Annotated in this window: 24 protein-coding genes and 1 tRNA gene; 11 read left to right on the top strand and 14 right to left on the bottom strand. The window is 61.6% G+C overall.

What is annotated here, in order from left to right; genetic code table 11:
* Window position 1 precedes the first annotated feature (1 nt).
* Window positions 2–1336 (top strand): MFS transporter, encoded by a 1335-nt coding sequence (locus WIR04_RS07545; RefSeq protein ID WP_338891634.1) that lies wholly within the window; start codon window positions 2–4, stop codon window positions 1334–1336.
* Between the two features lie 10 nt (window positions 1337–1346).
* Here the strand turns inward: WIR04_RS07545 and WIR04_RS07540 are convergent, their stop codons facing one another.
* Window positions 1347–2474 (bottom strand): GGDEF domain-containing protein, encoded by a 1128-nt coding sequence (locus WIR04_RS07540; protein WP_338891633.1) that lies wholly within the window; start codon window positions 2472–2474, stop codon window positions 1347–1349.
* 488 nt (window positions 2475–2962) lie between these two features.
* Between WIR04_RS07540 and WIR04_RS07535 the strand changes: the two genes are divergently transcribed.
* From WIR04_RS07535 to WIR04_RS07520, 4 genes are all read left to right on the top strand, one after another.
* A complete protein-coding gene (locus WIR04_RS07535) occupies window positions 2963–3763 on the top strand; it encodes a transporter substrate-binding domain-containing protein (RefSeq protein WP_025327502.1) in 801 nt (266 codons plus the stop codon).
* A gap of 95 nt (window positions 3764–3858) precedes the next feature.
* Window positions 3859–4818, top strand: coding sequence for an amino acid ABC transporter permease (locus tag WIR04_RS07530; RefSeq protein WP_338891631.1), 960 nt, complete (start codon window positions 3859–3861; stop codon window positions 4816–4818).
* Window positions 4802–4924 carry a hypothetical protein gene (locus WIR04_RS07525; RefSeq protein ID WP_264358396.1) on the top strand — a complete coding sequence of 41 codons (123 nt, stop codon included), beginning with the start codon at window positions 4802–4804 and terminating at the stop codon, window positions 4922–4924. The genes WIR04_RS07530 and WIR04_RS07525 overlap by 17 nt, the downstream gene beginning before the upstream one ends.
* Window positions 4908–5651, top strand: a complete 744-nt coding sequence (locus WIR04_RS07520) for an amino acid ABC transporter ATP-binding protein (protein ID WP_338891628.1) — start codon at window positions 4908–4910, stop codon at window positions 5649–5651. The genes WIR04_RS07525 and WIR04_RS07520 overlap by 17 nt, the downstream gene beginning before the upstream one ends.
* Before the next feature lie 107 nt (window positions 5652–5758).
* Here WIR04_RS07520 and WIR04_RS07515 read toward each other — a convergent pair whose 3' ends face one another.
* On the bottom strand, window positions 5759–6121 hold the full coding sequence (locus WIR04_RS07515; RefSeq protein WP_338891626.1) for a hypothetical protein: 363 nt from the start codon (window positions 6119–6121) through the stop codon (window positions 5759–5761).
* A 256-nt stretch (window positions 6122–6377) separates the two neighbouring features.
* On the opposite strand from WIR04_RS07515, the gene WIR04_RS07510 reads away from it, so the two are divergent.
* Window positions 6378–7217, top strand: coding sequence for a sterol desaturase family protein (locus tag WIR04_RS07510; RefSeq protein WP_338891624.1), 840 nt, complete (start codon window positions 6378–6380; stop codon window positions 7215–7217).
* Window positions 7218–7288: 71 nt separating this feature from the next.
* On the opposite strand, the gene WIR04_RS07505 is transcribed toward WIR04_RS07510, so the two are convergent.
* From WIR04_RS07505 to tadA, 9 genes are all read right to left on the bottom strand, one after another.
* A complete protein-coding gene (locus WIR04_RS07505; protein WP_338891622.1) occupies window positions 7289–8689 on the bottom strand; it encodes a basic amino acid/polyamine antiporter in 1401 nt (466 codons plus the stop codon).
* Window positions 8690–8698: 9 nt separating this feature from the next.
* Entirely contained in the window at window positions 8699–9601 is a 903-nt protein-coding gene (locus tag WIR04_RS07500) for a homocysteine S-methyltransferase family protein (protein WP_338891620.1), read from the bottom strand.
* A 262-nt stretch (window positions 9602–9863) separates the two neighbouring features.
* Window positions 9864–10406 (bottom strand): hypothetical protein, encoded by a 543-nt coding sequence (locus tag WIR04_RS07495; protein WP_338891618.1) that lies wholly within the window; start codon window positions 10404–10406, stop codon window positions 9864–9866.
* 19 nt (window positions 10407–10425) lie between these two features.
* Complete coding sequence (locus tag WIR04_RS07490) at window positions 10426–11745, bottom strand: hemolysin family protein (protein WP_025327510.1); 1320 nt, start codon at window positions 11743–11745, stop codon at window positions 10426–10428.
* A gap of 192 nt (window positions 11746–11937) precedes the next feature.
* Window positions 11938–12648 carry a phosphate signaling complex protein PhoU gene (gene phoU / locus WIR04_RS07485; RefSeq protein WP_025327511.1) on the bottom strand — a complete coding sequence of 237 codons (711 nt, stop codon included), beginning with the start codon at window positions 12646–12648 and terminating at the stop codon, window positions 11938–11940.
* 90 nt (window positions 12649–12738) lie between these two features.
* Window positions 12739–13557, bottom strand: a complete 819-nt coding sequence (pstB, locus tag WIR04_RS07480) for a phosphate ABC transporter ATP-binding protein PstB (protein ID WP_005328825.1) — start codon at window positions 13555–13557, stop codon at window positions 12739–12741.
* 175 nt (window positions 13558–13732) lie between these two features.
* Window positions 13733–15382, bottom strand: a complete 1650-nt coding sequence (gene pstA, locus WIR04_RS07475; protein ID WP_338891613.1) for a phosphate ABC transporter permease PstA — start codon at window positions 15380–15382, stop codon at window positions 13733–13735.
* A gap of 33 nt (window positions 15383–15415) precedes the next feature.
* Window positions 15416–17653: a phosphate ABC transporter permease gene (locus tag WIR04_RS07470; RefSeq protein WP_338891611.1), complete on the bottom strand. Its 2238-nt coding sequence runs from the start codon at window positions 17651–17653 to the stop codon at window positions 15416–15418.
* A gap of 204 nt (window positions 17654–17857) precedes the next feature.
* A complete protein-coding gene (tadA, locus tag WIR04_RS07465) occupies window positions 17858–18340 on the bottom strand; it encodes a tRNA adenosine(34) deaminase TadA (RefSeq protein ID WP_338892492.1) in 483 nt (160 codons plus the stop codon).
* Between the two features lie 282 nt (window positions 18341–18622).
* Here tadA and WIR04_RS07460 point away from each other — a divergent pair.
* The 4 genes from WIR04_RS07460 to aceA all read left to right on the top strand — a co-directional run bounded on the left by WIR04_RS07460 (window position 18623) and on the right by aceA (window position 22794).
* Window positions 18623–18699 (top strand) — tRNA-Pro (locus tag WIR04_RS07460).
* A gap of 257 nt (window positions 18700–18956) precedes the next feature.
* Complete coding sequence (locus WIR04_RS07455; RefSeq protein WP_193353977.1) at window positions 18957–19097, top strand: hypothetical protein; 141 nt, start codon at window positions 18957–18959, stop codon at window positions 19095–19097.
* A 703-nt stretch (window positions 19098–19800) separates the two neighbouring features.
* Window positions 19801–21408: a malate synthase A gene (gene aceB, locus WIR04_RS07450; protein ID WP_338891609.1), complete on the top strand. Its 1608-nt coding sequence runs from the start codon at window positions 19801–19803 to the stop codon at window positions 21406–21408.
* A 72-nt stretch (window positions 21409–21480) separates the two neighbouring features.
* A complete protein-coding gene (gene aceA, locus WIR04_RS07445; RefSeq protein ID WP_025327517.1) occupies window positions 21481–22794 on the top strand; it encodes an isocitrate lyase in 1314 nt (437 codons plus the stop codon).
* A gap of 205 nt (window positions 22795–22999) precedes the next feature.
* Here the strand turns inward: aceA and hda are convergent, their stop codons facing one another.
* From hda to upp, 3 genes are all read right to left on the bottom strand, one after another.
* Window positions 23000–23701 (bottom strand): DnaA inactivator Hda, encoded by a 702-nt coding sequence (gene hda, locus WIR04_RS07440; RefSeq protein WP_025327518.1) that lies wholly within the window; start codon window positions 23699–23701, stop codon window positions 23000–23002.
* A gap of 102 nt (window positions 23702–23803) precedes the next feature.
* Window positions 23804–24832: a DUF2066 domain-containing protein gene (locus WIR04_RS07435; RefSeq protein ID WP_338891605.1), complete on the bottom strand. Its 1029-nt coding sequence runs from the start codon at window positions 24830–24832 to the stop codon at window positions 23804–23806.
* A 143-nt stretch (window positions 24833–24975) separates the two neighbouring features.
* A complete protein-coding gene (upp, locus tag WIR04_RS07430; RefSeq protein ID WP_005302745.1) occupies window positions 24976–25602 on the bottom strand; it encodes a uracil phosphoribosyltransferase in 627 nt (208 codons plus the stop codon).
* Between the two features lie 175 nt (window positions 25603–25777).
* Here upp and purM point away from each other — a divergent pair, with 175 nt between their 5' ends.
* Entirely contained in the window at window positions 25778–26815 is a 1038-nt protein-coding gene (gene purM / locus WIR04_RS07425; protein WP_106886372.1) for a phosphoribosylformylglycinamidine cyclo-ligase, read from the top strand.
* Window positions 26816–26820 lie beyond the last annotated feature (5 nt).

Raw genomic sequence — 26820 nt, 5'->3', positions numbered from 1 at the left:
CATGCTGAACTTTATGAAGAGCCGCCCGGCGGCCCCTCTGGTGCGGGATCAGGCCGAGATCGATGCCAGCTATCGCTACTGGCGCCTCCACATACTGCTGACCATGTACCTGGGCTATGCGGTCTTCTACTTCACCCGCAAGAGCTTCAACTTCGCCATGCCGGACATGCTGGCGAGCGGCATCCTGGACAAGGCCGACATCGGCATGATGTGGACCCTGTTCTACCTCACCTATGGCTGCTCCAAGTTCGTCTCCGGCATCATCAGCGATAGAGCCAACCCCCGTTACTTCATGGGGCTGGGGCTAATGGCGACCGGGGTCATCAACATACTGTTCGGCCTCTCATCGGCCCTCTGGATGTTTGTGGCACTCTGGATTGCCAACGCCTTCTTCCAGGGCTGGGGCTGGCCCCCCTGCTCCAAGCTGCTCACCAGCTGGTACTCGAGGACCGAGCGCGGCTTCTGGTGGTCGGCCTGGAACACGGCACACAACGTGGGCGGGGCCCTGATCCCCCTCATCGTCAGCACCATAGCCCTGCAGCACGGCTGGCGCTACGGCATGATAGTGCCCGGCCTCATCGCCATACTGGCCGGGCTGCTGCTGTGCTGGCGACTGCGTGACACCCCGAGCACCCTGGGGCTGCCCACGGTCGGGCAATGGCGCCAGGACGCCCTGGAGATGGCACAGCAGACCCAGGATGTCGGCCTGAACCCGCGCCAGATCCTGCGCAAATACGTGCTCGGCAACCCCTACATCTGGCTGCTGGCCTGCTGCTATGTGCTGGTCTACGTGGTGCGCACCGCCATCAACGACTGGGGCAATCTCTACATGACGGAGCAGCGCGGCTTCAACCTGATGAGCGCCAACTCGGCCATCTCGATGTTCGAGGTGGGGGGCTTTATCGGCGCCCTGGTGGCGGGCTGGGGCTCGGACAAGCTGTTCAACGGCAACCGGGGGCCGATGAACCTCATCTTCGCCATGGGGATACTGCTCTCGGTAGGGTCACTCTGGCTGATGCCCTTCTTCAGCTACGTGATGCAGGCGGCTTGCTTCTTCACCATCGGCTTCTTCGTGTTCGGTCCCCAGATGCTGATCGGCATGGCGGCCGCCGAGTGCTCCCACAAGGATTGCGCCGGGGCAGCCACCGGCTTCGTCGGGCTCTTTGCCTACATGGGGGCGGCGCTGTCGGGGTATCCGCTGGCCAAGGTGATGGAGATCTGGCACTGGAACGGCTTCTTCGTGGTCATCTCGGTGGCGGCAGGGGTCTCGGCCCTGTTGCTGCTCCCCTTCCTGAAAGCCCAGGCGCCGCGGCCCCTCGCAGCCGAAACGGGCTGACCATCACGGCTCAGGCCGGCAGGCAGACCCGGTTCTTGCCACTGCGCTTGGCCTGATAGAGGGCGCGATCCGCCTGCCCGAACAGGGTATCGAGATGCCAGCCCCGGGCGTAGGGCACCAGCCCCAGGCTGGCGGTGACCTGGATGCCGTCCAGGGGCAATGCCGCTATGCCCTGGCGGATCTGCTCGCAACGGGCCTGCTGGGCCAGGGCATCCCCCTCGGGCAGCAGCAGCACGAACTCCTCACCGCCGAAGCGACTGGCCACCAGATCCCCCTGGCCGGCCAGATAGGCGCCCACCGCCGCCAGCACCCTGTCCCCCGCCTCGTGGCCGTGGCGATCGTTGATCTGCTTGAAGTCATCGAGATCCAGCACCACCAGCGCTCCCTCCTTCGGCGCCTGCGTGCAGCGCTCCATAAAGCCACGCCGGTTGAGCAGGCCCGTCAGGGGATCCTGACTCGCCTGCCGGCGCAAGGCCAAGGCCCGGTACTGGGTACAGAGCAGCAACACCCCGAAGGTGGAGAGGTAGTTGCCCATCAACATGGAGAGGAAGGGCAGCACATTGACCACGTGCTGATCCATCAGCACCCGCACCTCGCCGCTGAGCAGGGCCCCCATGCGCACTAGGTTGAAACCGTAGAGCAGGATATTGACCACGGTAAACACCAGCACGGCCGGCAGGTAGGCCGGATAGCCATGACGCCAGATGAGCACCACCACCACTGCCCCCAACACCATGTAGCTCAGGCAGGCCAGCAGCACCCGGGGCGCCATCTCGTCGTTGAACAGCACACTCCAGCAGAGGATCAGCAGGTAGACCAGCATGAAGAGCGAGAAGGCCCGCCAGTTCGGCGGCTCGCCAAAGAAGCGCTGCAGGGCCAGCGGCATCAGCGCTATGCAGAGGGTGATGAGCAGGTTGGCCAGCCAGATCCCCGCGATGTGGGGGGAGAACGCCTGCATAAAGAACAGCGACTGGGCCGCCAGGGCACAGAGGCTGGACCACCACCAGAGCCCGAGCCCGGGGATCTCCCTGTGGGTCGACCAGATGATGGAGAGGGTGATGAATCCCAGGCTGTAGCCCCCGAGGGCCATGAGCATCAGCGTGAAAACATCCAGATTGAGCAGAATTGAGGTATCCATTCCCGAGCCTTCCAATGGGGATGGCTGAGTATATGGGAAGCCCATGACAAGACACAGAGGGAGCCTTCTGGCGCAATGAAATATTTTCAGGACACCCGCCTGGCCCCCTGGCACCCAGCCAGCTGGCCCGGTGTCAGGCGCTCAAGGTTCGTTCGGACCCAGATCCCCCACCGACCACACAGCAAAATGCCTGCCAACTATTTTTGCACTTGAACCCGCGCCATTAGATAGATATGTTGTTTTCATGTGGTTTTATGAGCCGTGCCGCGAGGAAAAAACGCCACTAACCTATTGAGTCGTCTGACACAATCGGATTTTGGTACATTTTTCACTCAACGAACGGGGAATAGAATCTCATATGGGGCTTTTGCCTCAATCAAGACAATAATCCTGTCTTGCCCTGTTGCCGGATGCAGCAGTCTCTTGTGCCACGGAGTCGCACGGGATCAGGTTCAAGGCCGAACACACTTACGACAGAGACGTCACTTATGATCAAAAAACTCATTCTCTCTACCCTGCTGCTGTGCGGGCTCGCCAATGCTGCCCCCAGCTCTGCCCCTAGTTCAACTCTGGACGCCGTGCTGGAGCGCGGTGTGCTGCGGGTCGGCTTCGACGCCGGCTATCAACCCTTCGAGATGACCAACAAGCAGGGCCAGTACATCGGCTTCGACGTGGATCTGGCCAAGATGGTCGCCAAGGAGATGGGCGTGAAGGTGGAGTTCGTCAACACCGCCTGGGACGGCATCATCCCGGCCCTGCTGACCGACAAGTTCGACGTCATCATGGGCGGCATGACAGTCACCCCCCAGCGCAACCTGCGCGTCAACTTTGCCGATCCCTATATCGTCGTGGGCCAGACCATCGTCCTGCGCAAGGACAAGGCGGGGGAGATCAAGTCCTTCAGCGATCTGAACGATCCCAAGTACAAGATCGCGGTCAAGCTCGGCACCACTGGCGAGCAGGCGGTCAAGCGCATGATCCCCAAGGCAACCCTGCTGCAGTTTGAAACCCAGGACGACGCCAAGCTGGAAGTGATCAACGGCAAGGTGGATGCCTTCGTCTACGACCTGCCCTACAACGCCATCTTCGCCTCCCAGAACACCGGCGCCGTGGTGCACCTGGACAAGCCCTTCACCTTCGAGCCGCTGGCCTGGGCCATCCGCAAGGGGGATCAGGACACCCTCAACTGGCTGAACAACTACCTGCGCCAGATCAAGGGTGACGGCAGCTACGACCGTCTCTACAAGAAGTGGTTTGAATCCAACGCCTGGCTCAACCAGCTCAAATGACCTCTCAAGGGGCGGTTCGCCGCCCCTTCACGCAGACCCACACAATAACGACAAGAGAGGTTGTGACAGTGATCAACCCCAAAATCACAAGACAGATGGAAAAACAGCCCAACCTGCTGCTCTGGCACGGCGTCTTCCTGCTGATGCTGCTGGCCGCCATCTTTGGCATCTACAAGGCCGTGCAGGCGGTAGATTACACCTGGCGCTGGGAGCGCATTCCCCAGTACATCGCCTACCAGGCCGAACAGAAACAGTACGCAGAATTTGACGGCACTGTCGTGGCCGGCACCACTGCCGCGGAGAAGGGGCAGCTCTTCCTGCAAGACGATCTCGACCCCAACCGTCGCCAGGCCATCGCCAGCACAGGCTCCCAGGTTGCCGAAGGGGATACCGTCTTCCTCGGCGACACCCTGGATGTGCAACTGAGCTGGACCGCCGGCCCCATCGCCTGGGGCGTCTGGGTCACGGTCAAGCTTTCCCTGGTCGCGGGCGTCTTCGCCATACTGCTGGGTACCCTGGCCGGCCTCGCCCGCCTCTCCCCCAATCCCGCTCTGCGCAACCTGGCGGTCACCTATGTGGAGCTCATTCGCGGCACCCCGCTGCTGGTGCAGATCTTCATCGTCTATTTCTTTATCGGCACAGTGCTCAACCTCGACAGATTCACCGCGGGGGTGGCAGCGCTGGCCGTCTTCACCGGCGCCTATGTGGCCGAAATCGTGCGCGCCGGCATCAGCTCCATCCACAAGGGGCAGATGGAGGCGGGCCGCAGCTTGGGGCTCACCTCAGCCCAGACCATGCGCTACGTGATCCTGCCCCAGGCGTTCAAGCGGGTTTTGCCACCCCTGGCGGGCCAGTTCATCAACCTCATCAAGGACTCCTCCCTGGTCTCGGTCATCTCCATCACGGATCTCACCAAGGCCGGACGCGAGGTGGTCAGCTCCACCTTCAGCCCGTTCGAGGTGTGGTTCACCGTGGCCCTGCTCTACCTGGTGCTCACCGGCACCCTCTCCTTCCTGGTGCGTCGTCTGGAGGTGAAATATGCGCGCAGCAACTGATCCCGTTATCAAGGCTCAACAGGAGTCGAGAAGTGCAGCCATCACCGGCACGCCCCGCGCCTTCCCGGTACGTCGTCTGGAGGTGAAATATGCGCGCAGCAACTGATCCCATCATCAAGGCGACCGGGGTCGAGAAGTTTTACGGCACCGAGGTGCACGCCCTCAAGAACGTCAGTACCCAGGTGGCCGAAGGGGAAGTGGTGGTGATAGTAGGCCCGAGCGGCTCTGGCAAATCCACCTTCCTGCGCACCCTCAACCAGCTCGAGACCATCAACGATGGCCATATCGAGGTCGATGGCATCAGCCTGACCGAGCCGGGTGACGTCAACAAGCTGCGGGAAGAGGTGGGCATGGTGTTCCAGTCCTTCAACCTCTTCCCCCACTTGAACGTGCTGGACAACATCAGCCTCGCCCCCCAGAAGGTGCGTGGGTTGTCCCGCAAGGATGCCGAGGACAGAGCCAAGGCCCTGCTGCTGAAAGTGGGGCTCTCCAACAAGGCCCAGAGCTACCCTTCCCAGCTCTCCGGCGGCCAGCAGCAGCGGGTGGCCATCGCCCGGGCGCTCGCCATGCAGCCGCGCATCATGCTGTTTGACGAGCCCACCAGCGCCCTGGACCCCGAGATGGTGGGTGAGGTGCTGGACGTCATGAAGGGCCTGGCCCGGGAAGGCATGACCATGGTGGTGGTGACCCACGAGATGGGCTTTGCCCGGGAAGTGGCGGACAGGGTGCTGTTTATGGAGAGCGGCGAGCTGCTGGTGGATGAGAAGCCCACCGACTTCTTCGACAACCCCCCCTCACCGCGCCTGCGCCAGTTCCTGAGTCAGGTGCTGTGACAACAGGCTTCGACAACCCATAGCGCCTGCGTCAGGTGCTGCAAGGGAAAGAGATACAACAGAGGGAGCCCAGGGCTCCCTCTGTTGTTGAGGCTGATGGGTACGCCTCAGAAGCGATAACCTGTCATCAGCCCGGCGTAGTGTTGTTCGGGCAACACTAAGGGGACCAGGATCCAGCGATCGGTGGCAAAGGCACCAAGCGCCGCCCCCAGCGCATTCACACCCGCGTCCAGGGCAGAGAAGTCGCCATTTCTCGACGCCAGCTCCCCCACCACCCCGATCCCGGTGGAGATCCCGAACCCTATCCAGCCTCTGTGCTCCCTATAGCCGTAGTGATCGGCCACTGCCGTGAAGCCTGCCCCCATGGCAGCGCCCCCGGCGAAATGGCTCAGCTCGCTGTTGAAGCTGTCATTGGCCTGCGCACTCGCGCTCAGCAGGCCGAACATGACATACAGATGAACCGCTCTCATTCTCCCCTCCACTGGCGACACCTGCCGCCCCTGGCAACCTTATTCTCCCAGTGTATGCGAGGCCCCACCGGACGAGGGGTGCCGCCCAGAGCTGACTCATCCGGGACTTCTCGCCAACGGCCAGGCTTTGTCAGCAAAAACAAGCCATTGGAACTCGCTCCCGGTAGCGGCAGGCACAGCTGGGTCATCAAATGTTAATGAATTTTTAAATCCATTCGGTATGCTGGAACTCAACTGGTCCAACCGGATGCCTCACATGGATGTGCAACTGCTGCTGCTCTACCTCTCCCCCCTCTTTCTGGCCTTCGTCGGCTGGGAGATGCTCTATCTGCGCAAACACGGGGCAGCCTTTCCCACCGCCACCTACCAGTGGCGGGACCTGCTCGCCAACGCCGCCCTGGCATTGATGCACCAGGGGGGCGATGCCCTGGCGGCCATCGCCATCGCCTACCTCTATGAGGGTCTGTGGGGCTGGCGACTGTTCGACATAGAGCTGAACCTCTGGAGCATCTTGCTGCTGTTCCTGCTGCAGGATCTCTGCTACTGGCTGTTCCACTTTGCCAGCCACCATGTGCGCTGGCTCTGGGCCTCCCACGTGGTGCACCACAGCTCGGAGCGGCTCAATCTCTCCACCGCCTTTCGCCAGAGCCTGATGTACCCTGTCTCCGGCATGTGGCTGTTCTGGATCCCCATGATCCTCATCGGCTTCCCACCCGAGGCGGTGGTTGCCACAGTGCTGCTGAGCCTGGGCTTTCAGTTCTTCGTCCACACCCAGGTGGTGGGCAAGCTGGGCCGGCTGGAGTGGATCTTCAACACCCCCTCCCACCACAGGGTGCACCACGCCAGCAACCCCAAATACATAGATCGCAACTTCGCCGGGGTGCTCATTATCTGGGACAGGCTGTTTGGCACCTTCGTGGAAGAAGACTTGAGCGAGCCCTGCCGCTTCGGCATCACCAAGCCAATCCACAGCTTCAATCCCCTCACCCTCACCTTCCACGAGTGGCGCGACATGGTGCAGGACGCCCGCGGCCTGCCCTGGTCAGAGAAGCTCAAGGTGCTGTTTGGCAAACCGGCGGGCCCGGGGGGCGCCTGAGTCGCGCGCCACCCGCCACCAAAATAGAGAGCGCCACCAGGGCGCTCTCTTGCATTGGGTCATCGGGTCGCTCAGACATGGGCAAAAAACCAGATGGCGGGGATCAGGCTCAGCAGCGTCACCCCGGCCAGCAGCCGCTCACGCCCGCTGAGCCGCTGATCCGCCCCGAGCTGGCGGCGGCTGTAGAGAAACAGCAGCAGACCCGGCCCGTAGAGAAGCAAGGAGAGCAGCAGGTACTCCACCCCGGCGGCATAGAGCAGCCAGAGACCGTAACCGCTCGACACCAAGGCCACCGCCCGCACCCGACCATTGCCCTGCCCGCTCAAGGAAAGCTTGAGCAGGAAGAGGCCGATCAGCAGGTAGGGCACCAGTATCATGGAGGTGGAGATGAGCAGCAGGTTGGTGTACCCCTTGCCGAGCAGCCACACCAGCAGCAGGCAGCCCTGCACCGTCAGGCTGGTGAGCCAGAGCGAGGCTATGGGAGTGCCATTGCGGTTCTGGCGCCGGAAGATGGCCGGGAAGGCGCCGTGGCGCGCCGCGCTGAAGGGCACCTCGGCCGAGAACAGGGTCCAGCTCACGTAGGAGGCGAGCACCGAGACGATGAGACCGACGCTTATCAGCACCTTGCCCCAGGAGCCCGTCATCTGGGCCATCAGCCCAGCCATGGAGGGGTTGGGCAGGGCCGCGAGCTCGGGGCGACTTAATATCCCGAGCGCCAGCACAGAGATGAGCACATAGAGCAGCAGTGCCAGCACCACCCCCAGCACTGTGGCCGTGCCCACGTCCCGCTTGTTTCTCGCCCGGGCCGAGAGCACCGCCGCCCCCTCGATGCCGGTGAAGACCCAGAGGGTGATCAGCATGGTGTTGCGCACCTGCTCGGAGACCGGCACCGCCAGGGTGCTGCCCCCCTGATCGGCCGCGAAGGTGACAGGATCGAACCAGTAGCAGGCGAACAGGATGAACAGCAGCAGCGGCAGGCTCTTGGCCAAGGTCGCCACCAGGTTGAACAGGGCCGCCTGCTGCACGCCGCGGGCCACCAGCAGGTGCACCGCCCAGAGGATGCAGGACTCGCCGATGAAGGCGGCCAGGGTGTTGCCCTCACCGAACCACACCTGTTCCGGCGTATCGACGAAGCTGCCCAGCGCCGCGAAGGCGATCACCAGATAACCCACCACGCCGATGGTGGCGCAGAGCCAATAGCCCCAGGCGGAGAAGAAGCCCACCAGATCCCCAAAACCGGCGCGGGCATAGCTGTAGATGCCACCGTCTAGCTCGGGTCTTAGCCGTGACAGATAGAGGAAGCTCGCGGCGAGCGCCAGAATGCCCACCCCGGTCACGCCCCAGCCGATCAGCACGGCGCGGGCCCCCGCCACCTCGGCCATGTTCTGGGGCAGGCTGAAGATGCCCGCCCCCACCATGGAGCTGAATACCAGGGCGGTGAGGGACCAGAGGCCTATCTTGCTCTCTTTCATGGGATCTCCTTAGCGCAGCCGGCTGGTCAGGGCCTGGATGTGCTCCGGGCCTATGCCGCAGCAGCCGCCGATGAAGGAGGCCCCGACGGTGCGCCAGCGCTCGGCCCAGCCGAGGTAATCCTGCGGCCCCAGATCGGCGCGGATCTCGTCCAGCCCGTCATTGGCGGTGGCCTCCTTGGGCTGGGGCGGGAAGGCGTTGGCATAAGCGCCGAGGCGGATGTCAGTACGACCCAGGGCCTGCAATCGGGCGCTCGCCACCTTGAGCGCCCCTTCAATCACCTCGGGCTGGCAGCAGTTGAACAGGATGGCGCTCACCCCGACCGGCACCAGTGCAGTGACGGCATCGGCCACCCGCTCACCGGAGCGCAGCCTGGGTTCGCTCCCCGGCGCCTCGTCCTCCAGGGTGAAGGAGACCCAGAACGGCTTGCCATCGCCTGGCAGCAGGGCCTTGAGGGCCAGCGGCTCGGCGATCAGGCTCATGGTCTCCGCCAGCCAGATATCCACATGAGGTGAGAGGCCCCGGATAAGCGGGGTCGCCAGCTCGCTCACCCTGTCCGCCTCGAACAGGTCGGCACGGTAGGAGCCAAACAGTGGTGGCAGGGAGCCGGCCACCTGCACGGCGCCAGCCTGCCCGTCGGCCACGTCGCGGGCCAGCTGCCCGGCCAGGGCTGCAAGCCGCTCGCCATCCGCGGCGAAGCGCTCGTCACCGATATGAAAGGGCACCAGGGCATAGCTGTTGGTGGTGATGACCCGTGCCCCGCTCGCCACATAGGCCTGATGCACCTCGCGCACCGTCTCTGGTGCCTCCATCAGGGCCAGGGCGGACCACTCCGGCTGGCGAAACGGTGCGCCCCGCCGTGCCAGCTCACGCCCCATGCCGCCATCCAGTACCCACAAATCCTTTGTATCCATCTCTGTCTCTCTGCGTGTCCCCGTCATGACGGGTGTTTATTGTGTGAAAAAACATTAAGCCATCAAAACATCTAGACGGCTATAAGTCCTGTGCATCATGGCGCAAAGCTGAGGGAGAGGCAATCGGGAACTAGGAACAAATCTGAGCAAGCTCAGGATGATAGCGGTAAAGGGAGGCCCCTCGTCCTTGCCACCCAGGGCCTGAACGAAAAGAGGCCACCCCTGGGGGTGGCCTCTTGTGAAGCATGGATGGGCTGACGACTCAGCGCCCTGCCAGTACCCGCTTGGTCTGCTTGACCCAGTCGGAGACTCGCCCCTGCTGGGGGAATCCTTGCCAGATCTGCTCCCACTGGGCCGGACTCAGGGGGCGGCCCAGCCTGCGCTGCACCCCGGCATAGAGATAGTCGTGGGCCGTGGTACGGGCCTGGGCCGAGGTGAGGAACTTGGCCACAGGGTCGGTCAGGCGCACGTCCCGCATGCCGAGCAAGGGGTAATCGCTGTGCACCGCCGCCAGCATGGTCTCACGCATGGCCGACTCTATGTAGCCACGGGCGAACAGGGCGGTCACCGACTCCAGCGACCCCTGATCAGGACCATGGTACTCCTCATCGAACACCGGGCTCGGCTCTGCCACTGCGCTTTGCACCACGGTATCGGGGTCCGGCTGCGGCGCCACCACGGCAGCCTTGGGAGCCACTGGCTTGGGGACGGCGGCGGGTTTGCGGGGAGCGCTCTGGCTGCAGGCTCCCAGCGCCAGGGCGAGAGCCACACAGCTCAACGCACGGGAATAAGACGGCATCTTCATGACTCCTTGGTAACTCCTTTCACGATTCCAGGGCGGGTTTCTCGGCCAGCACAGGCTCCACCCGGGTGACCAGCAGCTGGTCGATCTTGTAGCTGTCGATGTCGACCACTTCGAACTTGTAGCCCGCGTATTTCACCGAGTCGGTGCGCTTGGGGATCTTGCGCAGCATGAACATGATGAAACCGGCGATGGTCTCGTAGTTCTGGCTCTCCGGGAACTCCTCGATGTCGAAGGCCCGCATCACGTCCGAGATGGGGGTGACCCCGTCCACCAGCCAGGAGTTCTCGTCCCGCTGGACTATCTGCTCTTCCACCACGTGGGTGGCCCACTCCCCCATGACGGTGCTCATCAGGTCATTCATGGTGACTATGCCCACCACCAGGGCGTACTCGTTCATCACCACGGCAAAGTCGCCCCTGTGGTTCTTGAAGTACTCCATCGCCTCGTAGAGGTTGAGGGTGTCGGGAATGATGATGACGTTCTGCACCAGGGAGCCGCTGTTGAGATCGATGCTCTGGCCGCTGATGACACGGATCAGCAGCTCCTTGGCGTCCACGAACCCCTTGATGCTGTCGAGGTTGTGGTCACAGACCAGGAACTTGTTGTGGGGGTGCTCGGCGATCTTCGCCTTGATGCTCTCCTCCCCCTCCTGCAGGGTGAAGTAGATGAGGCTCTCCCGCGCCGTCATGGCGGAGGTGACGCCGAGGGACTGCAGCTCGAACACGTTCTCGATGAGCTGATGCTCCTCGCGCTGGATGACGCCGGCCTCGGCCCCCGCGTCCATCACCGCATAGATGTCGTCCGAGGTGATCTCGTCGTTGCGTACCATGGAGACCCGCAGCAGGCGGAACAGGGCGTTGGCCAGGCCGTTGAAGAACCACACCAGCGGCATCAACAGGGTCACGCACAGCAGCATGGGACGCACCACCACCACCGCAACCCGTTCCGGCATCGTCATGGCCAAGCGCTTGGGCATCAAGTCCGCTATCAGGATGAACATACCGGTGACAAACACGAAGGAGGTGATCGAGCTTATCTGGGAGAGCCAGGGGCCCTGATAGAAGCCGGAGATAAGCTCCTTGATGGCGGGGTTCAGGGCGGATTCGCCCAGGATGCCGCCCAGGATGGCGACGGTGTTGAGGCCTATCTGCACCACGGTAAAGAAGTTACCCGGCTGGGCCTGCAGTGCCAGCACTTTTTCGGCATGGCGATTGCCCTCGTCGGCCATCACCTGCAACTTGATCTTGCGGGAGGCGGCGAGAGAGATCTCGGAAAGCGAGAAGAACACGCTGCCGGCGACCAGCAGCATCAAAAAGAACAAACTATCGGCAAAACTCATGATTAACCTATTGCTACAGCCGCCTTAGCACAAGACGGCAAACTGGGCCCGGGAAACCGGACCGTGACTCCATCCGGGACTCACACAGGGGCCATATTCTAGCAGAAAAGCGCCCCGTGGGGCGCGTTATCTTAAGCCGCCCCCCAATGCAATAAAAAAGGCGCTCAAGGCGCCTTTTTATTCATCGTGGATTCAATGCTTGCCGAGCAGGTCGCTCAGTTCATCCGCCTTGGTGTGGCGTACGTCCTTGCCCTTGACGTAGTAGACGATGTATTCGCAGATGTGCTGGCAGCGATCGCCGACCCGCTCGATGGCCCGCGCCGCCCACAGCACATTCAGCACCTGGGGGATGGTACGGGGATCTTCCATCATGTAGGTCATCAGCTCGCGGATGATGGACTCGTACTCCCGGTCCACCTTGTCATCTTCCTTGTAGACGGCGATGGCCGCCTCCAGATCCATGCGGGCGAAGGCGTCGAGCACGTCGTGCAGCATCTTGATGGTGCGACGGCCCATGTTCTCGAGAGACACCAGCGGCGGCTGGGGCTTGTTGGCGTTATCGGTCAGCATGCGGGCTATCTTGTCCGCCACGTCGCCAATGCGCTCCAGATCCGTGATGGTCTTGATGATGGCCATCACCAGGCGCAGGTCGGACGCGGTGGGCTGGCGCTTGGCGATGATGCGGGTGCACTCCTCGTCGATGGCCACTTCCATGGCGTTGACCTTGTGGTCGTTGGCCACTATCTTGCGCGCCGCATCCAGATCCTGGATGTGAATGGCGGAGATGGCGTCCGTCAGCTGCTGCTCCACCAGACCGCCCATCACCAGCACCTGGTTACGCACGTTCTCGAGCTCGGCATTGAACTGACCGGAGATGTGTTTATTGAGGTTCATATTGTCCATACAAATAATCCTTGTTGCTCCGATTATGCCTTAGCCGTTGAACCGACCGCCAATCTGTTTCTTGTGGTTCATGTCAGTCATCCTCATCTTTTAGCCGTAGCGACCGGTGATATAGTCCTCGGTCTTCTTCTTGGCCGGAGTGGTGAAGATGGTGTTGGTGTTCGAGTACTCGATAAGCTCACCCATGTACATGAAGGCGGTCTGATCCGACACCCGCGCCGCCTGCTGCATGTTGTGGGTCACTATCACCACGGTGAACTGGCTCTTGAGCTCGTTGATCAGCTCCTCGATGGTGAGGGTGGAGATGGGGTCGAGTGCCGAGGTCGGCTCATCGAGCAGCAGCACTTCCGGCTCGATGGCAATGGCACGGGCGATCACCAGACGCTGCTGCTGACCACCTGAGAGGCCGAACGCATTGTCGTGCAGCCGATCCTTCACCTCTTCCCACAGGGCTGCGCCGCGCAGTGAACGCTCGGCGGCCTCGTCCAGGGTGCGTCTGTCGTTGATCCCCTGCAGGCGCAGGCCATAGACCACGTTCTCGTAGATGGACTTGGGGAAGGGGTTGGGGCGCTGGAACACCATGCCCACCTGACGACGCAGGGCGGAGACATCCACGCTCTTGTCATAGATGTTGTGGCCATGCAGCTGGATTTCCCCCTCGATGCGGCAGATCTCCACCAGATCGTTCATCCGGTTGATGCAGCGCAGCAGGGTCGACTTGCCACAGCCGGACGGGCCGATAAAGGCCGTCACCTGCCCTTTCGGGATCTTCATGTTGACGTTGAACAGCGCCTGCTTGTTGCCGTAGTACAGGTTGAGATCCTTGACCTCAAGAGCGGTCTGCTCCGGGCTCAGGTTGAGCAGGTCCAGGGCGGTATGCTGGGTCGAAGTCGGTGTTACGTTGATCATCTGTTACCTCAAATTCTCTTTGTGGCGGCGGGCACTCTCGTTGCCCGCGGCCTGAACGCTTGGCTGGCAGGGAACCCTGTTCCCGGCCCGTCTCTGTGGTGGCTGGCCTATCAATGTTCCAGCGACCGGAATTTCTCGCGCAAGTGGTTGCGAATGCCCGTCAGGCTCATCGTCATCAATGTTCCAAAGAGCGGAACTTCTCGCGCAGGTGGTTGCGGATACCGATAGCCGTCAGGTTGAGGCCCACTATCACAGTCACCAGCAGGAAGGAGGTGGCATAGACCAGGGGCCGCGCCGCCTCGACGTTCGGGCTCTGGAAGCCGACGTCATAGATGTGGAAGCCCAGGTGCATGAACTTACGCTCCACATGCAGGTACGGGAAGTTGCCATCCATCGGCAGGGTCGGCGCCAATTTCACCACCCCCACCAGCATCAGCGGTGCCACTTCACCGGCGGCCCGGGCTATCGCCAGGATGAGGCCGGTCATGATGGCCGGGCTCGCCATGGGCAGTACTATGCGCCACAGGGTCTCGGCCTGGGTGGCCCCCAGGGCCAGGGAGCCCTGGCGTATGGTGCTCGGGATCCGTGCCAGCCCCTCTTCGGTGGAGACGATCACCACCGGCAGGGTCAGGATGGCCAGGGTCAGCGCCGACCAGATGACGCCGGGTGAGCCAAAGGTCGGGCTCGGCAGCGCCTCCGGGTAGAACAACTGGTCCAGCGAGCCGCCCAGGGTATAGACGAAGAAACCCAGACCGAAGACACCGTAGACGATGGAGGGCACACCCGCCAGGTTGATCACCGCGATGCGGATGATCTTGGTCAGGCTGTTCTTGCCCGCGTACTCGTGCAGGTAGACAGCTGCCACCACCCCAAGGGGGGTCACTATGATGGCCATCAGCAACACCATGAAGACGGTGCCGAAGATGGCCGGGAAGACGCCGCCCTCGGTGTTGGCCTCACGGGGATCGTCGGAGACGAACTTGCCAATCTGGTGGAACCAGTGCCCTACCTTGGCGGGCAGGCTCATGTCGTTGGGCCAGACCACGTCCAGCACCTTGGACATCGGCATGGTCACCAGCTCGCCGCGCATGTCCTTGACGGTGATGGCGTCACGATCTGCCTGGGCACGCAGGGAGAAGAGCTCTTTTTCCAGCACCTGATAGCGATCGTTGAGGGCCTGACGCTCGCTGGCCAGTTCGGCTTTGAGCTGATCGGTCAGCTTGTCATCCAGCTCGGCCTTGCGCTCTTTCAGGCGCAGCCGCTCCAGTTGATAGTTGATACTGCCGATGTCCCTTTTTTGCAGGTCGTTGGCCTGCTCGGAGAGGCTGTTGGCTCGTGCCAGCACCCGCTGCAGGGCAGGATGCAGATCTGCCGTCAGCTCCTTGCCATCCTCTTTCACCGAGGTGATGTAACCGTAGAAGTTGCCGTTGGTGGCACGCTCCACCATGGCGAGCTCGGCCGGCTGGCTCTGGGACTTGATGTCGGTCTCCAGTACCCAGCGGAAGTCGAGGTCGACAAACTCACGGTTGCCAGTCTTGACCAGATAACGGGTCAGCAGCTCGCGCTCTTCCCCCTCCAGCGCCTGGCCTGCGGCGCGCAGCCGCTCCACAGGTACCATCTCGCGGTCATTGATCTCGCCGATGAGCACGCTCTTGTTGCCGCTGGCGTCTTCAAGCTGCCACTCATAGATGGGGTGCGGCCAGAAGTAGACCAGACCACGCCAGCCGATCAGCAACAGCAGACCCAGTACGGCAACCAGACTCAGGCTGACGGCGCCCCCCGTCATCCAGATCCAGGGGGCCCCCGATTTAAACCACTTACCCATTGTTGATTCCTTGTCCATATACAGAACGGCCTCTTACAGAGAGCTGTACTTTTCACGCAACCGCTGACGGATGAACTCGGCCAGGGTGTTGAACATAAAGGTGAATACGAAGAGGACGAAGGCCGCGAGGAAGAGCACCCGGTAGTGGGAGCTGCCCACTTCCGACTCCGGCATTTCCACCGCTATGTTCGCCGCCAGGGTACGCAGCCCCTGGAACATGGAGAAGTCCATGATGGGGGTGTTGCCGGTCGCCATCAGCACTATCATGGTCTCGCCCACGGCGCGGCCCAGGCCCATCATCACCGCCGAGAAGATGCCCGGACTCGCGGTCAGGATCACCACCCGGCTCAAGGTCTGCCAGGGGGTCGCCCCGAGCGCCAGTGACCCCTGGGTCAGATGCTTGGGCACCGAGAAGACCGCATCTTCGGCGATGGAGAAGATGGTGGGTATGACGGCGAAGCCCATGGCGATACCGACCACCAGGGAGTTGCGCTGGTCAAACTTGATGCCCATCTCGTGGGTCAGCCAGATGCGCGAATCGCCGTGCATGAAGGCATTCTCGATGAGCGGGCTCAAGGCGAAGGCACCCCAACCAATCAGCAGCAGCACAGGAATGAGCAGGATGGCGTGCCAGCCCTCTGGCAGCCAGGAACGGCCACGCTCCGGCAGGTAGTTCCACACCAGGGCGGTGAGCAACATGCCCATGGGCAGCAGCAGCAGCAGCAGGATCACCCCGGGCAGCGCACCCTCGATGATGGGCGCCAGCCACAGACCCGCCAGGAAGCCCAGGATAACGGTCGGCAGCGCCGCCATGATCTCCACCGTCGGCTTGACGTATTTGCGCAGCCCCGCCGACATGAAGTAGGCGGTGTAGATGGCACCGGCCACCCCGAGCGGCACCGCAAACAGCATGGCGTAGAAGGAGGCCTTGAGGGTCCCGAACACCAGGGGAACCAGGCTCAGCTTGGCTTCGAAGTCGTTGCTGGCAGAGGTGGACTGCCACACATACATAGGCTCGGGATAACCTTCGTACCACACCTGCTGCCAGAGGGCAGACCAGGTCACCTCGGGGTGATCGTTCTCCACCTCAAAGACCTTGAAGTCATTCCCCTGCTGGGTCAGCAGCAGGTTGTGACGGGGAGAGATGGCCAGGGCCGCCAGGGCGCCGCCTTCTATGGTCTCGCCGAGCAGCTTGGCCTCGCCGGTGGCGTGGAAGAAGTTGATGGTCCCGTCTTTGGCGGTGCTGATGAAGCCCTTGCGGAAGTGCTCCGGGGTCAGCAGCGCGACCGGGCCGTCGCCCTTGAAGTCACGGATCTGGGTGAACTGGCGCTTGCCGTCCTTCGCCACTTCGAACCACTGGGAGATGACGCCATTGTCGTTGCCCACCAGCAGAGAGGAGGCGCCGGAGAGCAGCGCGACCTGGGTCACGTTGGCGTTGGGGGCATTGATCTCCATGACGTCGCGCAGGGAGATGTCGCTCAGGTTGTGGATGTCATAGACCGACAGGCGATTGCCTTCACGCACGAACAGGATGCGCAGGTTGGGGGTCAGCAGCATCTGATCCACGTGACGAGGCAGGGAAGGAATGGCGTAGTTCTGGCTGCTCCACTCAATCTCGCCGGAGAGGAAGTTCTCCTCACCGCTCATCACCGTCATCACGCCGCGGCCATCCTCGGTCACGGCGGCGGTGGCCATCTTGTCCTTGGTCGCCTCGAACACCATGCGGGTCAGCGCCTTGCCTTGGGGATCGATCACCACAGGCTCTTCGCCGAAGGGATGTTGCAGGCTGGGCTCGATGACGCGCACGTCGTTCGGGTAGGAGACCTTGAAAGAGGGCTGCACCACAGTGGCCTTGCCGTCGGCAAAACCATAGGCGATGAGCTTCTGGCCCGGTGCCGGCACGGCGACGGCGGTGACGTCACCGCCGACACTGGCCTGGCCCAGCACCTGGCCCACCTTGACGCCGCTATCCGCCTTGACGGCGAAGAAGCTGACCTGACCCTGGTCGTTGAAGCGATACCCTATCTCGTTCTGCTCTTCCACCCCGAGCCAGGCAGTCTTGCCCTGCGTCGGCAGGGTAAAGGAGGAGGTTGCCTCTACGCTGGCGCCATTGAAGATGGGCTTCACCACATAGAGCAGGTAAAAGAAGATAAGCAGCAGGGCCACCAGTACCAGGGCTCCCCCTGTGGTGACGCCGTATTTGGCCAATTTATCCTTGATCCGGCGTTTTCTACTGCCCGCCATGACCAGGTTTAACGATTCCGATGACATGCAAGACCTCAATGTGAGCTAGGCTTGGCGGCATTATATGGCGGTTGCATGACAGTTTTGTTACATCAAGCACCTCTGTGAAGAGGTTATTTCAGGGGGATACAGGCAGGAGATTGAGGGCAAGCAGCAGTGCCAACCATCTGTTTTATAAGAAGATACAGGGATGTATAACGCGCGAAGACGGCCTCGCCGACTTCGCCGTTCTCAGTCGGCGGGGCCACCACTTTGTTTCAGCGCCTCTCTGGCCGCCTTCTTCTCGGCGCGGCGCCGTTTGAAGAAGTCCGACAGCTGGGCCGAGCAGGCCTCTGCCAGCACGCCCCCCGTCAGCGCCACCCTGTGGTTGTGGCGCGGGTCCTGCAAAATGTCGAACACCGAGCCCGCCGCCCCCGTCTTGAGATCGCGGGCCCCGTAGACCACCCGCTTCACCCGGCTGTGGATGAGGGCGCCGGCACACATGCAGCAGGGCTCCAGCGTCACATAAAGGGTGGTGTCGAGCAGCCGGTAGTTCTCCAGCGTGATGCCGGCGGCACGGATCGCCATGATTTCCGCATGGGCGCAGGCGTCATGGGCGCTGATGGAGCGGTTCCACCCCTCGCCGACCACCTCGTCCCCCAGCACCAGCACGGCCCCGACCGGGATTTCGCCTATCCCTTCCGCCCTGGCCGCCAAGGCCATGGCATGACGCATCCAGCGCTCGTCCTGGGTGATCTGCATCTCGGCTGCGTTCTTCTGTGCTGGCTCCACGCCCCTTCCTCTCATTTATCTGCATTCATCATCAAAGACGGCCCGGTTCCAGGGCCACCGGCCCCGGGCGAGGTGGGCGGCGATTATGCCAAAACTCCCGCCAAGGCCCAAGTCGCATCTTGGTTGAGCAATAAAGAAGCAATCGGCATCTCCCTGATAAAAAAGGAGTTGCACCCTTCTGATCATCCTATTAGACTCCCTTCCCGTCAGCCGAGCTGACTCCGTCGGTGTGTAGCGCAGCCAGGTAGCGCATCTGCATGGGGTGTAGAGGGTCGGAGGTTCGAATCCTCTCACACCGACCATTTTCCCCGAAAATAGCCCAGTCAAACGACTGGGCTATTTTTTTGCCTGTTTTCTGTCCCTCCCCTGTACGCCCTCTTCTTATCTCACCCGATGGCTTGCACAGAGGCCGTGCCGGCATAAATTTTATACAGAACCACTTGAAGCTTTCATAAAGTCCCGCTAGGATACGCAACTTTTCCGCCGGCCATCAGACAGGGAGGTGGCGTCAGGGTGAGGGAATCACCAACCGGCTTGCAATCCATTGAGGCAAGCACCCATGAACCAAGCAGTCGACACTCAGCCCGATCAGCCCCTTCTCTCCTCGCCCCATTCCGATCTCGAATCCACCGACACCGGCCTCGGCAGTACAGTGCATCTCGACGTGATCGACCTCGCCGCGCCGGATGATGACTACTGAGGCGTAACTGGCCCAGTACCTCTCCAACCCAGCGGATGAAAGGCCGGTTTTGCTGTCCGGCACCCCGTCCCGACCCGGCTAAAAAGCCGCCAATGAAAATAACAATAAAATGCTGATAAACATCCATGGATTGGTGTTATTCACTACTTCGTTCCCCGTCATTTCCCTCCCCCCAGCTCCCACCCCTTGATACAAACCTACGTTATTGCTCGTCATTTCCACCACTCGCTCCCCTGTGCCCCCGCTTCGCAAGATTTGACCATTTGGTTTTAAACAGCAGTTCACCTGTCAATGGCTTCAAATTCCAGATGCCGACTGTGTTGGCAGCAGTCATTTCATACAGCTGTTTTCACAAAGCCTGGAGTAAGGTCGGGATTTGTTTTTGCATTGGTAATTTTATTACGTAATTTATTACATTTTTGATGTGCCGCACCCGGCTCTTTCATCCCCCCTGACGACCTTGCCAGCCGAGAGCATAACCATCTGCGTAGAGCTTTTATGCTAATCACATAAACACTTTAAAAACATCAACTTAAACACCAACCAAAAACACCTGTTTTAAAAATCAAGTTGACGAACCAAGCATTATTTTGCACCTTATGAGTCGTGTTACCCCGCTGTTACGGGGAGTTTAAGAGAAACGGATATAGACGTTAGTCGTAGTTAGTAAGTTCAAAATGTAACTTTCAAAGGAGTGAAACCTATGTCGGCACCGGCCCAGACCATCAGCAGCACCCGTCTGCGCATCCAAGGCGAGATGCTTCCCGATTACGCGCAGATCCTGACGCCGGATGCGGTGGCCCTGGTGTCCGAACTGGTGGAACGCTTCGCTCCTCAGCGCAATGAACTGCTGAAACAACGGGTGGCTCGCCAGGCCCGCATCGATGGCGGCGAATTGCCGGACTTCCTGCCCGAAACCGCCCACATCCGCGAAGGTAGCTGGACGGTGCGTGGCATCCCCGCCGATCTGCAAGACCGCCGTGTGGAGATCACCGGCCCGGTCGAGCGCAAGATGGTCATCAACGCCCTCAACGCCAACGTAAAAGTGTTTATGGCGGACTTCGAGGATTCACTGGCCCCCGCCTGGAACAAGGTGATCGAGGGTCAGATCAACCTGCGCGATGCGGTCAACGGCACCGTCTCTTACACCAGTCCGGAAGGCAAGGCTTACACCCTCAATCCCGATCCCGCAGTGCTTATCTGCCGGGTGCGCGGCCTGCACCTGCCGGAAAAACACGTCACCTTCGATGGCGACGCCATCCCTGGCGGCCTGTTCGACTTCGCCCTCTACTTCCTGCACAACCACAAGGCGCTGCTGGCCAAGGGCTCGGGCCCCTACTTCTACCTGCCCAAGCTGCAGAGCAATCTGGAAGGACGCTGGTGGAGCGAGGTGTTCGCCTGGACCGAAGACAAGTTCGGCCTGCCCCGCGGCACCATCAAGGCCACGGTCCTCATCGAGACCCTGCCGGCCGTGTTCGAGATGGACGAGCTGCTCTATCAGATGAAGGATCACATAGTCGCCCTCAACTGCGGCCGCTGGGACTACATCTTCAGCTACATCAAGACCTTGAAGAACCACCCTGATCGCGTCCTGCCGGATCGCCAGGTGGTGACCATGGACAAGCCCTTCCTGTCGGCTTATTCACGGCTGCTGATCAAAACCTGCCACAAGCGCGGCGCCCTGGCCATGGGCGGCATGGCCGCCTTCATTCCGGCCAAGGATCCGGCAGTGAACGCCGAGGTCTTTGCCAAGGTGAAAGCGGACAAGGAACGTGAAGCCAACAACGGCCACGACGGCACCTGGGTCGCCCACCCCGGCCTCGCCGATACCGCCATGGCGGTGTTCAACGCCGCCATCCCGGCAGGCGCCAAGAACCAGATAGGCGTACTGCGCGAGCAGGATGCCCCCATCACCGCCGCCGAGCTGCTGGCCCCCTGCGAGGGGGAGCGCACCGAGGCGGGCATGCGCACCAACATCCGGGTCGCCCTGCAATATCTGGAGGCCTGGATCAACGGCAACGGCTGCGTGCCCATCTACGGCCTGATGGAAGATGCCGCCACCGCCGAGATCTCCCGCACCTCCATCTGGCAGTGGATCCGCCACGGCAAGAGCCTGTCGAACGGCCAGGTGGTGACCAAGGCGCTGTTCCGCCAGATGCTGGCCGAGGAGCAGGAGGTGGTCAAAACCGAAGTGGGTGCCGAGCGCTGGCAGGCCGGTCGCTTTGCCGAGGCCAGCGAGCTGATGGAGCAGATCACCTGCGCCGATACCCTGATCGATTTTCTGACGCTGCCCGGTTACGAGCGGCTCTGAACCCGGACCCCGGGAGGGGTTCGTCCATAACAAATCAATGGAAACGTGAAATCAATGAAAGAGGGAACTGATATGGCACTGACCCGTGAGCAACAGATCCAGGCTATCGAGAAAGACTGGGCAGAAAACCCCCGCTGGAAAGGGATCAAACGCGGCTACAGCGCCGAAGACGTGGTGAACCTGCGTGGCAGCCTGCAGCCGGCACACACCCTGGCCCAGCGCGGCGCCGACAAGCTGTGGGAGCTGATCCACGGCGGCGCCAAGAAGGGTTACGTCAACTGCCTCGGCGCCCTGACCGGCGGCCAGGCGGTGCAGCAGGCCAAGGCGGGCATAGAGGCCATCTACCTCTCCGGCTGGCAGGTGGCGGCGGACAACAACTTGTCCTCCACCATGTACCCGGATCAGTCTCTCTACCCGGCCAACTCTGTCCCGTCCGTGGTGGAGCGCATCAACAACTCCTTCGCCCGTGCCGACCAGATCCAGTGGGCCAACAAGGTGGGCCCGCAGGATGCCGGCTTCATCGACTACTTCCTGCCGATAGTGGCGGATGCCGAAGCCGGTTTCGGCGGCGTGCTGAACGCCTTCGAGCTGATGAAAGGCATGATTGAAGCGGGCGCCGCCGGCGTGCACTTCGAAGATCAGCTGGCCTCGGTCAAGAAGTGCGGCCACATGGGTGGCAAGGTGCTGGTGCCCAGCCAGGAAGCGGTGCAAAAACTGATCGCCGCCCGTCTGGCGGCCGACGTCTGTGGCACCACCACCCTGGTGATCGCCCGTACCGACGCCAACGCCGCCGACCTACTGACCACAGACGCCGATCCCTACGATGCAGGCTTCCTGACCGGTGAGCGCACCGCCGAGGGCTTCTACAAGGTGCAGGCCGGTATCGAGCAGGCCATCTCCCGTGGCCTGGCCTACGCCCCTTATGCCGACATGGTGTGGTGCGAAACCGCCAAGCCGGATCTGGACGAGGCGCGCAAGTTTGCCGAAGCCATCAAGGCCCAGTACCCGGACAAGATCCTGGCCTACAACTGCTCCCCGAGCTTCAACTGGAAGAAGAACCTGGACGATGCCACCATCGCCCGTTTCCAGCAGGAGCTGTCCGACATGGGCTACAAGTACCAGTTCATCACCCTCGCGGGCATCCACAACATGTGGTTCCACATGTACGAGCTGGCCTACCAGTACGCCCGTGGCGAAGGGATGAAACACTATGTCGAGATGGTGCAGCAGCCGGAGTTTGCCGCCGCCGAGCGTGGCTACACCTTCGTGGCGCACCAGCAGGAGGTGGGCACGGGTTACTTCGACAAGGTGACCACCGTCATTCAGGGTGGCCAATCCTCGGTGACCGCTTTAACGGGTTCCACCGAAGAAGATCAGTTCCACTAAGGTGATGGCTGGAGTGGTGCCGACAAGGTGCCCCCTTCAGCCAGCTATCCAGGGTGGTCAATCTTCGGTGACCGCCCTGACCGGCTCCACCGAAGAAGATCAGTTTCACTGATAGACATTGAGATAGCAAAACCCCGGCCTGGTGCCGGGGTTTCTTTTTGCTCGCCACTCAAGGATGTGGCGCAGACAGGCAATCACCATTGGCTCAGAGTTCGAGGATCTCTTTGACAAAGGGAATGGTGAGCTTGCGCTTGGCGCGAAAGGAGGCGTTGTCGAGCTGATTGAGGGTGGTGAGCAGGGTGCGCATGTCGCGGGACAAGCGGTTGAGCAGGAAGCGGCCCACGTCGATGGGCAGTTTGAAGCCCCGCAGCTCGGCACGCAGCTGCAGGGCACTGAGCTTGCCTTCGTCATCGAGCTCGTCGAGATGGAAACTCACTCCCCAGTCGAGGCGGGAGGCGAGATCCGGCAGTTGCAGCCCCAGCTTGCGCGGCGCGCTGCAGCCGGTCACCACCAGGGTCCCCTCGCCCTTCTCCTTCCAACGGTTGTAGAAGTCGAACAAAGCCCGCTCCCACACGGCATTGCCGGCGATGGCCTCCAGGCTGTCGAGGCAGACCAGCGGCAGGCTTTCGAGGGCGTCGAGCATGCTGGGGTCCAGCTGTTCGAACTGATCGAGAGAGAGGTAGGCGGCGGCGGCGTCGCGGGCATTGACCTCGGCGCAGGTGGCGTGCAGCAGGTGGGAGCGTCCGGAGCCCTTGGCTCCCCAGAAATAGAGGAAAGGAGCGCCCTGACCGATGGCCGCATTCTTGAGGGCGGTGATCAGATGGGCGTTGTTGCCGGGATAGAAACTGACGAAGGTTTCATCATCCGGTAATTGTACGGCTAAAGACAGTTGGGCCGGTTGCTTCACTCGTTGGGCTTTGACTGTGATATTTGCGGGCAAGTGTATCACCAGAGCGGCAGATAGAGAACCGCCCGGGTCATGCCGGGCGGTCTGGAACTTCCCCTGGGATCAGGGCTGCGACCATTGGTAACGCAGGCCACTCTCGTTGTCTTCCACCTGATGCAGGCGGCTCTCCAGTCGCAGGCCTCTTACCAGCTCGGCCTTGTCCCCCTGCAGCGACAGGTTGAAGGTGACCTTGTCTCCCTCCAGCTTGCCGATCGCCACCTTGGTGACGCTGGCCATGCCCTGCAGCATCTTCTGTATCTGGATCATGGCGTCGATGCCGGACAACCCCTCCACCACCAGGGTCTGGCTGGAGACGACCCCGGACAGGCGAGTGCCGTACTGTTGCACCAGCCAGCCCGCCAGGGCATCGGCCATGCCCTGTGCCACCTCGGCCTGAGTACCTGAGCCGGCCCCCTTGGTCAGCTCGGTCAGTTCTGCACCGCCCTGAGCTCCCGGCTTGGTGCCATAGAGCCCCCAGTCGATGCTCCACTTCTCCCCTTCCGGCGTCAGCTTGCCCAGCACCACCATCTCGGCGCCATAGCGCTCGCTCGCCTTGAGGATGGGGTCGGCGAAACGGCCCCAGACATCGGTGGCGCTGACCGCCATGTTGTCATCGAGATCCATCAGCGGGATGCTGACCGGCAATCCCATGGCCTGGGCCTGACCGCGCAGGGCGGCGGACCAGCCGTCGCTGGACTGATCCGGCAGTATGCGGCGCTCCCCTTCATCTATCACCAGCCAGATGGCCATTTGCGGACGAACGGGCCCCAGCAGGGGGAACTTGCTCTGGCCTACCAGGGCATTGACCTTGGCCACGTTGAAATCGGCCTTGAGAAACTTGACCGGTCCCACATCCTGATAGCCGTAATGCTGCACATAGTCACCGGGCGCCGCCAGCGCCTTGACCACCTCGGGCTGGGTAAGGATGTCGTGCCTGCCGGTCACCTTGACGAGCACCTCCCCCAGTGCCTGGGACTGGGCGGCCGTCATGTCGCCGCTGGTAGGCGCCTTGCCCTGATAGAGATCGGTCACCTGGGCAGCCGACGCCATGAGAGGCAGACAGCAGAGGAGAGTCGCTAAGCGTTTCAGCATAAAGAAGATTCTCGAAATGGAGGATGCTGCTTATGGTAGCGGCAAGGCGCGCATGGCAGCAAGCCGGAGGGCGGGATAAACGACGGAGCCGGCAAGATGCCGGCTCCGTTTGCGCTCAGAGAGAGCGGCTATGACGTCAGGGGTTACTTGGTGCCGAAAATCTTGTCACCGGCATCCCCCAGACCCGGGACTATGTAGCCCTTCTCGTTCAGCCCCTGGTCGATGGAGGCGCAGAACAGCTCCACGTCGGGGTGAGCGGCTTCCAGCGCTTTGATCCCTTCCGGAGCAGCAACCAGCACCAGCACCTTGATGGACTGGCAGCCTTTCTTCTTGAGCAGATCGATGGTGGCGATCATGGAGCCGCCGGTGGCCAGCATGGGGTCGATGACCAGGGCCAGACGCTCTTCGATGTTGCTGACGATCTTCTCGAAATAGGGGACCGGCTGCAGGGTCTCTTCATCGCGGTAGATACCGACCACGCTGACACGGGCACTCGGCATGTGCTCGAGCACGCCATCCATCATGCCAAGACCGGCGCGCAGTATGGGCACGACTGTGACCTTCTTGCCCTTGATCTGGTCAACTTCCACTGGCCCGTTCCAACCATCGATGGTAACTTTCTCGGTTTCGAAGTCAGAGGTCGCTTCGTAGGTCAACAGACTGCCCACTTCCTTGGCCAGTTCACGGAAACGCTTGGTGCTGATGTCGCCTTCGCGCATCAGGCCGATCTTGTGCTTGACCAGGGGGTGTTTGACTTCAACGACTTTCATTATTATCTCCTCGAACCGGCGCCAAAAAATCGCGGAATCATACAACAAAAGCCACGGCTTGTAGAGCTTTTCCACGTAAAAACGCGCAAACGATTTTCTTTCTGCTTTTACCCACCCGCTGGTAGAATACGCCCCGAATTTTACCCTCCACTTCTCTATATGACGGGGAATACGCGTGACTGACAAAACCTCACTGAGCTACAAGGATGCTGGCGTAGATATCGATGCCGGCAATGCACTGGTTGAACGTATCAAGGGCGTGTCAAAGCGCACTCGTCGTCCTGAAGTCCTTGGTGGTCTTGGCGGCTTTGGGGCCCTGTGTCAAATCCCTGCTGGCTACAAGGAGCCGGTACTGGTATCCGGTACCGACGGTGTGGGCACCAAGCTGCGTCTGGCCATCGACCTGAAGAAGCACGACACAGTGGGCATCGATCTGGTGGCCATGTGCGTCAATGACCTTATCGTGCAAGGCGCCGAACCCCTGTTCTTCCTCGACTACTATGCCACCGGCAAGCTGGATGTGGACACCGCCGCCGCCGTGGTCACCGGCATAGGTGCTGGCTGCGAGCAGTCCGGCTGCGCCCTGGTGGGCGGCGAGACCGCCGAAATGCCAGGCATGTATGAAGGGGAAGACTACGACATCGCCGGTTTCTGCGTCGGTGTGGTGGAGAAGAGCGAAATCATCGACGGCAGCAAGGTCGGCGAAGGGGATGCCCTGATCGCCCTGGCCGCCAGCGGCCCCCACTCCAACGGTTTCTCCCTGGTGCGCAAGATCCTGGAGGTCTCCCAGGCCGACGTGCATCAGCCGCTGGGTGAGACTACCCTGGCCAACGCCCTGCTGGAGCCGACCCGCATCTATGTCAAGCCGGTGCTCAAGCTCATCAAGGAGTGCGAGATCCACGCCCTGTCCCACATCACAGGTGGCGGCTTCTGGGAGAACATCCCCCGCGTGCTGCCCGCCAATACCCAGGCGGTGATCGACGAGCAGAGCTGGCAGTGGCCGGCGGTGTTCAGCTGGCTGCAGCAGGCCGGCAACGTCACCCGTCACGAGATGTACCGCACCTTCAACTGCGGCGTCGGCATGATCATCGCCCTGCCGGCGGATCAGCTGGACAAGGCGCTGGCCCTGCTCAAGGCTGAAGGCGAGAATGCCTGGCACATAGGCCACATCGCCAAGGCTGCCGATGGCGAAGAACAAGTCATCATAAAATGACCTCC

Source organism: Aeromonas rivipollensis (assembly GCF_037811135.1).
In the GTDB taxonomy this organism is placed as follows: Bacteria; Pseudomonadota; Gammaproteobacteria; order Enterobacterales; family Aeromonadaceae; genus Aeromonas; species Aeromonas rivipollensis.
Note: the sequence above shows the minus strand (reverse complement) of the source record. Positions and strands in the feature narration are given on the sequence as shown.

Excerpts from the sequence above, each read along its gene's own strand:
- WIR04_RS07500 (WP_338891620.1), bottom strand. The coding sequence starts at position 9,601 with ATGGATACAAAGGATTTGTGGGTACTGGATGGCGGCATGGGGCGTGAG.
- WIR04_RS07435 (WP_338891605.1), bottom strand. The coding sequence starts at position 24,832 with ATGCTGAAACGCTTAGCGACTCTCCTCTGCTGTCTGCCTCTCATGGCG.
- pstA (WP_338891613.1), bottom strand. The coding sequence starts at position 15,382 with ATGGGTAAGTGGTTTAAATCGGGGGCCCCCTGGATCTGGATGACGGGG.
- WIR04_RS07470 (WP_338891611.1), bottom strand. The coding sequence starts at position 17,653 with ATGTCATCGGAATCGTTAAACCTGGTCATGGCGGGCAGTAGAAAACGC.
- WIR04_RS07530 (WP_338891631.1), top strand. The coding sequence starts at position 3,859 with ATGGAAAAACAGCCCAACCTGCTGCTCTGGCACGGCGTCTTCCTGCTG.
- WIR04_RS07505 (WP_338891622.1), bottom strand. The coding sequence starts at position 8,689 with ATGAAAGAGAGCAAGATAGGCCTCTGGTCCCTCACCGCCCTGGTATTC.
- pstB (WP_005328825.1), bottom strand. The coding sequence starts at position 13,557 with ATGATCAACGTAACACCGACTTCGACCCAGCATACCGCCCTGGACCTG.
- WIR04_RS07455 (WP_193353977.1), top strand. The coding sequence starts at position 18,957 with ATGAACCAAGCAGTCGACACTCAGCCCGATCAGCCCCTTCTCTCCTCG.
- WIR04_RS07540 (WP_338891633.1), bottom strand. The coding sequence starts at position 2,474 with ATGGATACCTCAATTCTGCTCAATCTGGATGTTTTCACGCTGATGCTC.
- WIR04_RS07535 (WP_025327502.1), top strand. The coding sequence starts at position 2,963 with ATGATCAAAAAACTCATTCTCTCTACCCTGCTGCTGTGCGGGCTCGCC.
- WIR04_RS07490 (WP_025327510.1), bottom strand. The coding sequence starts at position 11,745 with ATGAGTTTTGCCGATAGTTTGTTCTTTTTGATGCTGCTGGTCGCCGGC.
- WIR04_RS07545 (WP_338891634.1), top strand. The coding sequence starts at position 2 with ATGCTGAACTTTATGAAGAGCCGCCCGGCGGCCCCTCTGGTGCGGGAT.
- aceA (WP_025327517.1), top strand. The coding sequence starts at position 21,481 with ATGGCACTGACCCGTGAGCAACAGATCCAGGCTATCGAGAAAGACTGG.
- WIR04_RS07510 (WP_338891624.1), top strand. The coding sequence starts at position 6,378 with ATGGATGTGCAACTGCTGCTGCTCTACCTCTCCCCCCTCTTTCTGGCC.
- WIR04_RS07495 (WP_338891618.1), bottom strand. The coding sequence starts at position 10,406 with ATGAAGATGCCGTCTTATTCCCGTGCGTTGAGCTGTGTGGCTCTCGCC.
- phoU (WP_025327511.1), bottom strand. The coding sequence starts at position 12,648 with ATGGACAATATGAACCTCAATAAACACATCTCCGGTCAGTTCAATGCC.
- WIR04_RS07520 (WP_338891628.1), top strand. The coding sequence starts at position 4,908 with ATGCGCGCAGCAACTGATCCCATCATCAAGGCGACCGGGGTCGAGAAG.
- aceB (WP_338891609.1), top strand. The coding sequence starts at position 19,801 with ATGTCGGCACCGGCCCAGACCATCAGCAGCACCCGTCTGCGCATCCAA.
- WIR04_RS07515 (WP_338891626.1), bottom strand. The coding sequence starts at position 6,121 with ATGAGAGCGGTTCATCTGTATGTCATGTTCGGCCTGCTGAGCGCGAGT.
- tadA (WP_338892492.1), bottom strand. The coding sequence starts at position 18,340 with ATGCGTCATGCCATGGCCTTGGCGGCCAGGGCGGAAGGGATAGGCGAA.
- WIR04_RS07525 (WP_264358396.1), top strand. The coding sequence starts at position 4,802 with ATGCGCGCAGCAACTGATCCCGTTATCAAGGCTCAACAGGAGTCGAGA.
- upp (WP_005302745.1), bottom strand. The coding sequence starts at position 25,602 with ATGAAAGTCGTTGAAGTCAAACACCCCCTGGTCAAGCACAAGATCGGC.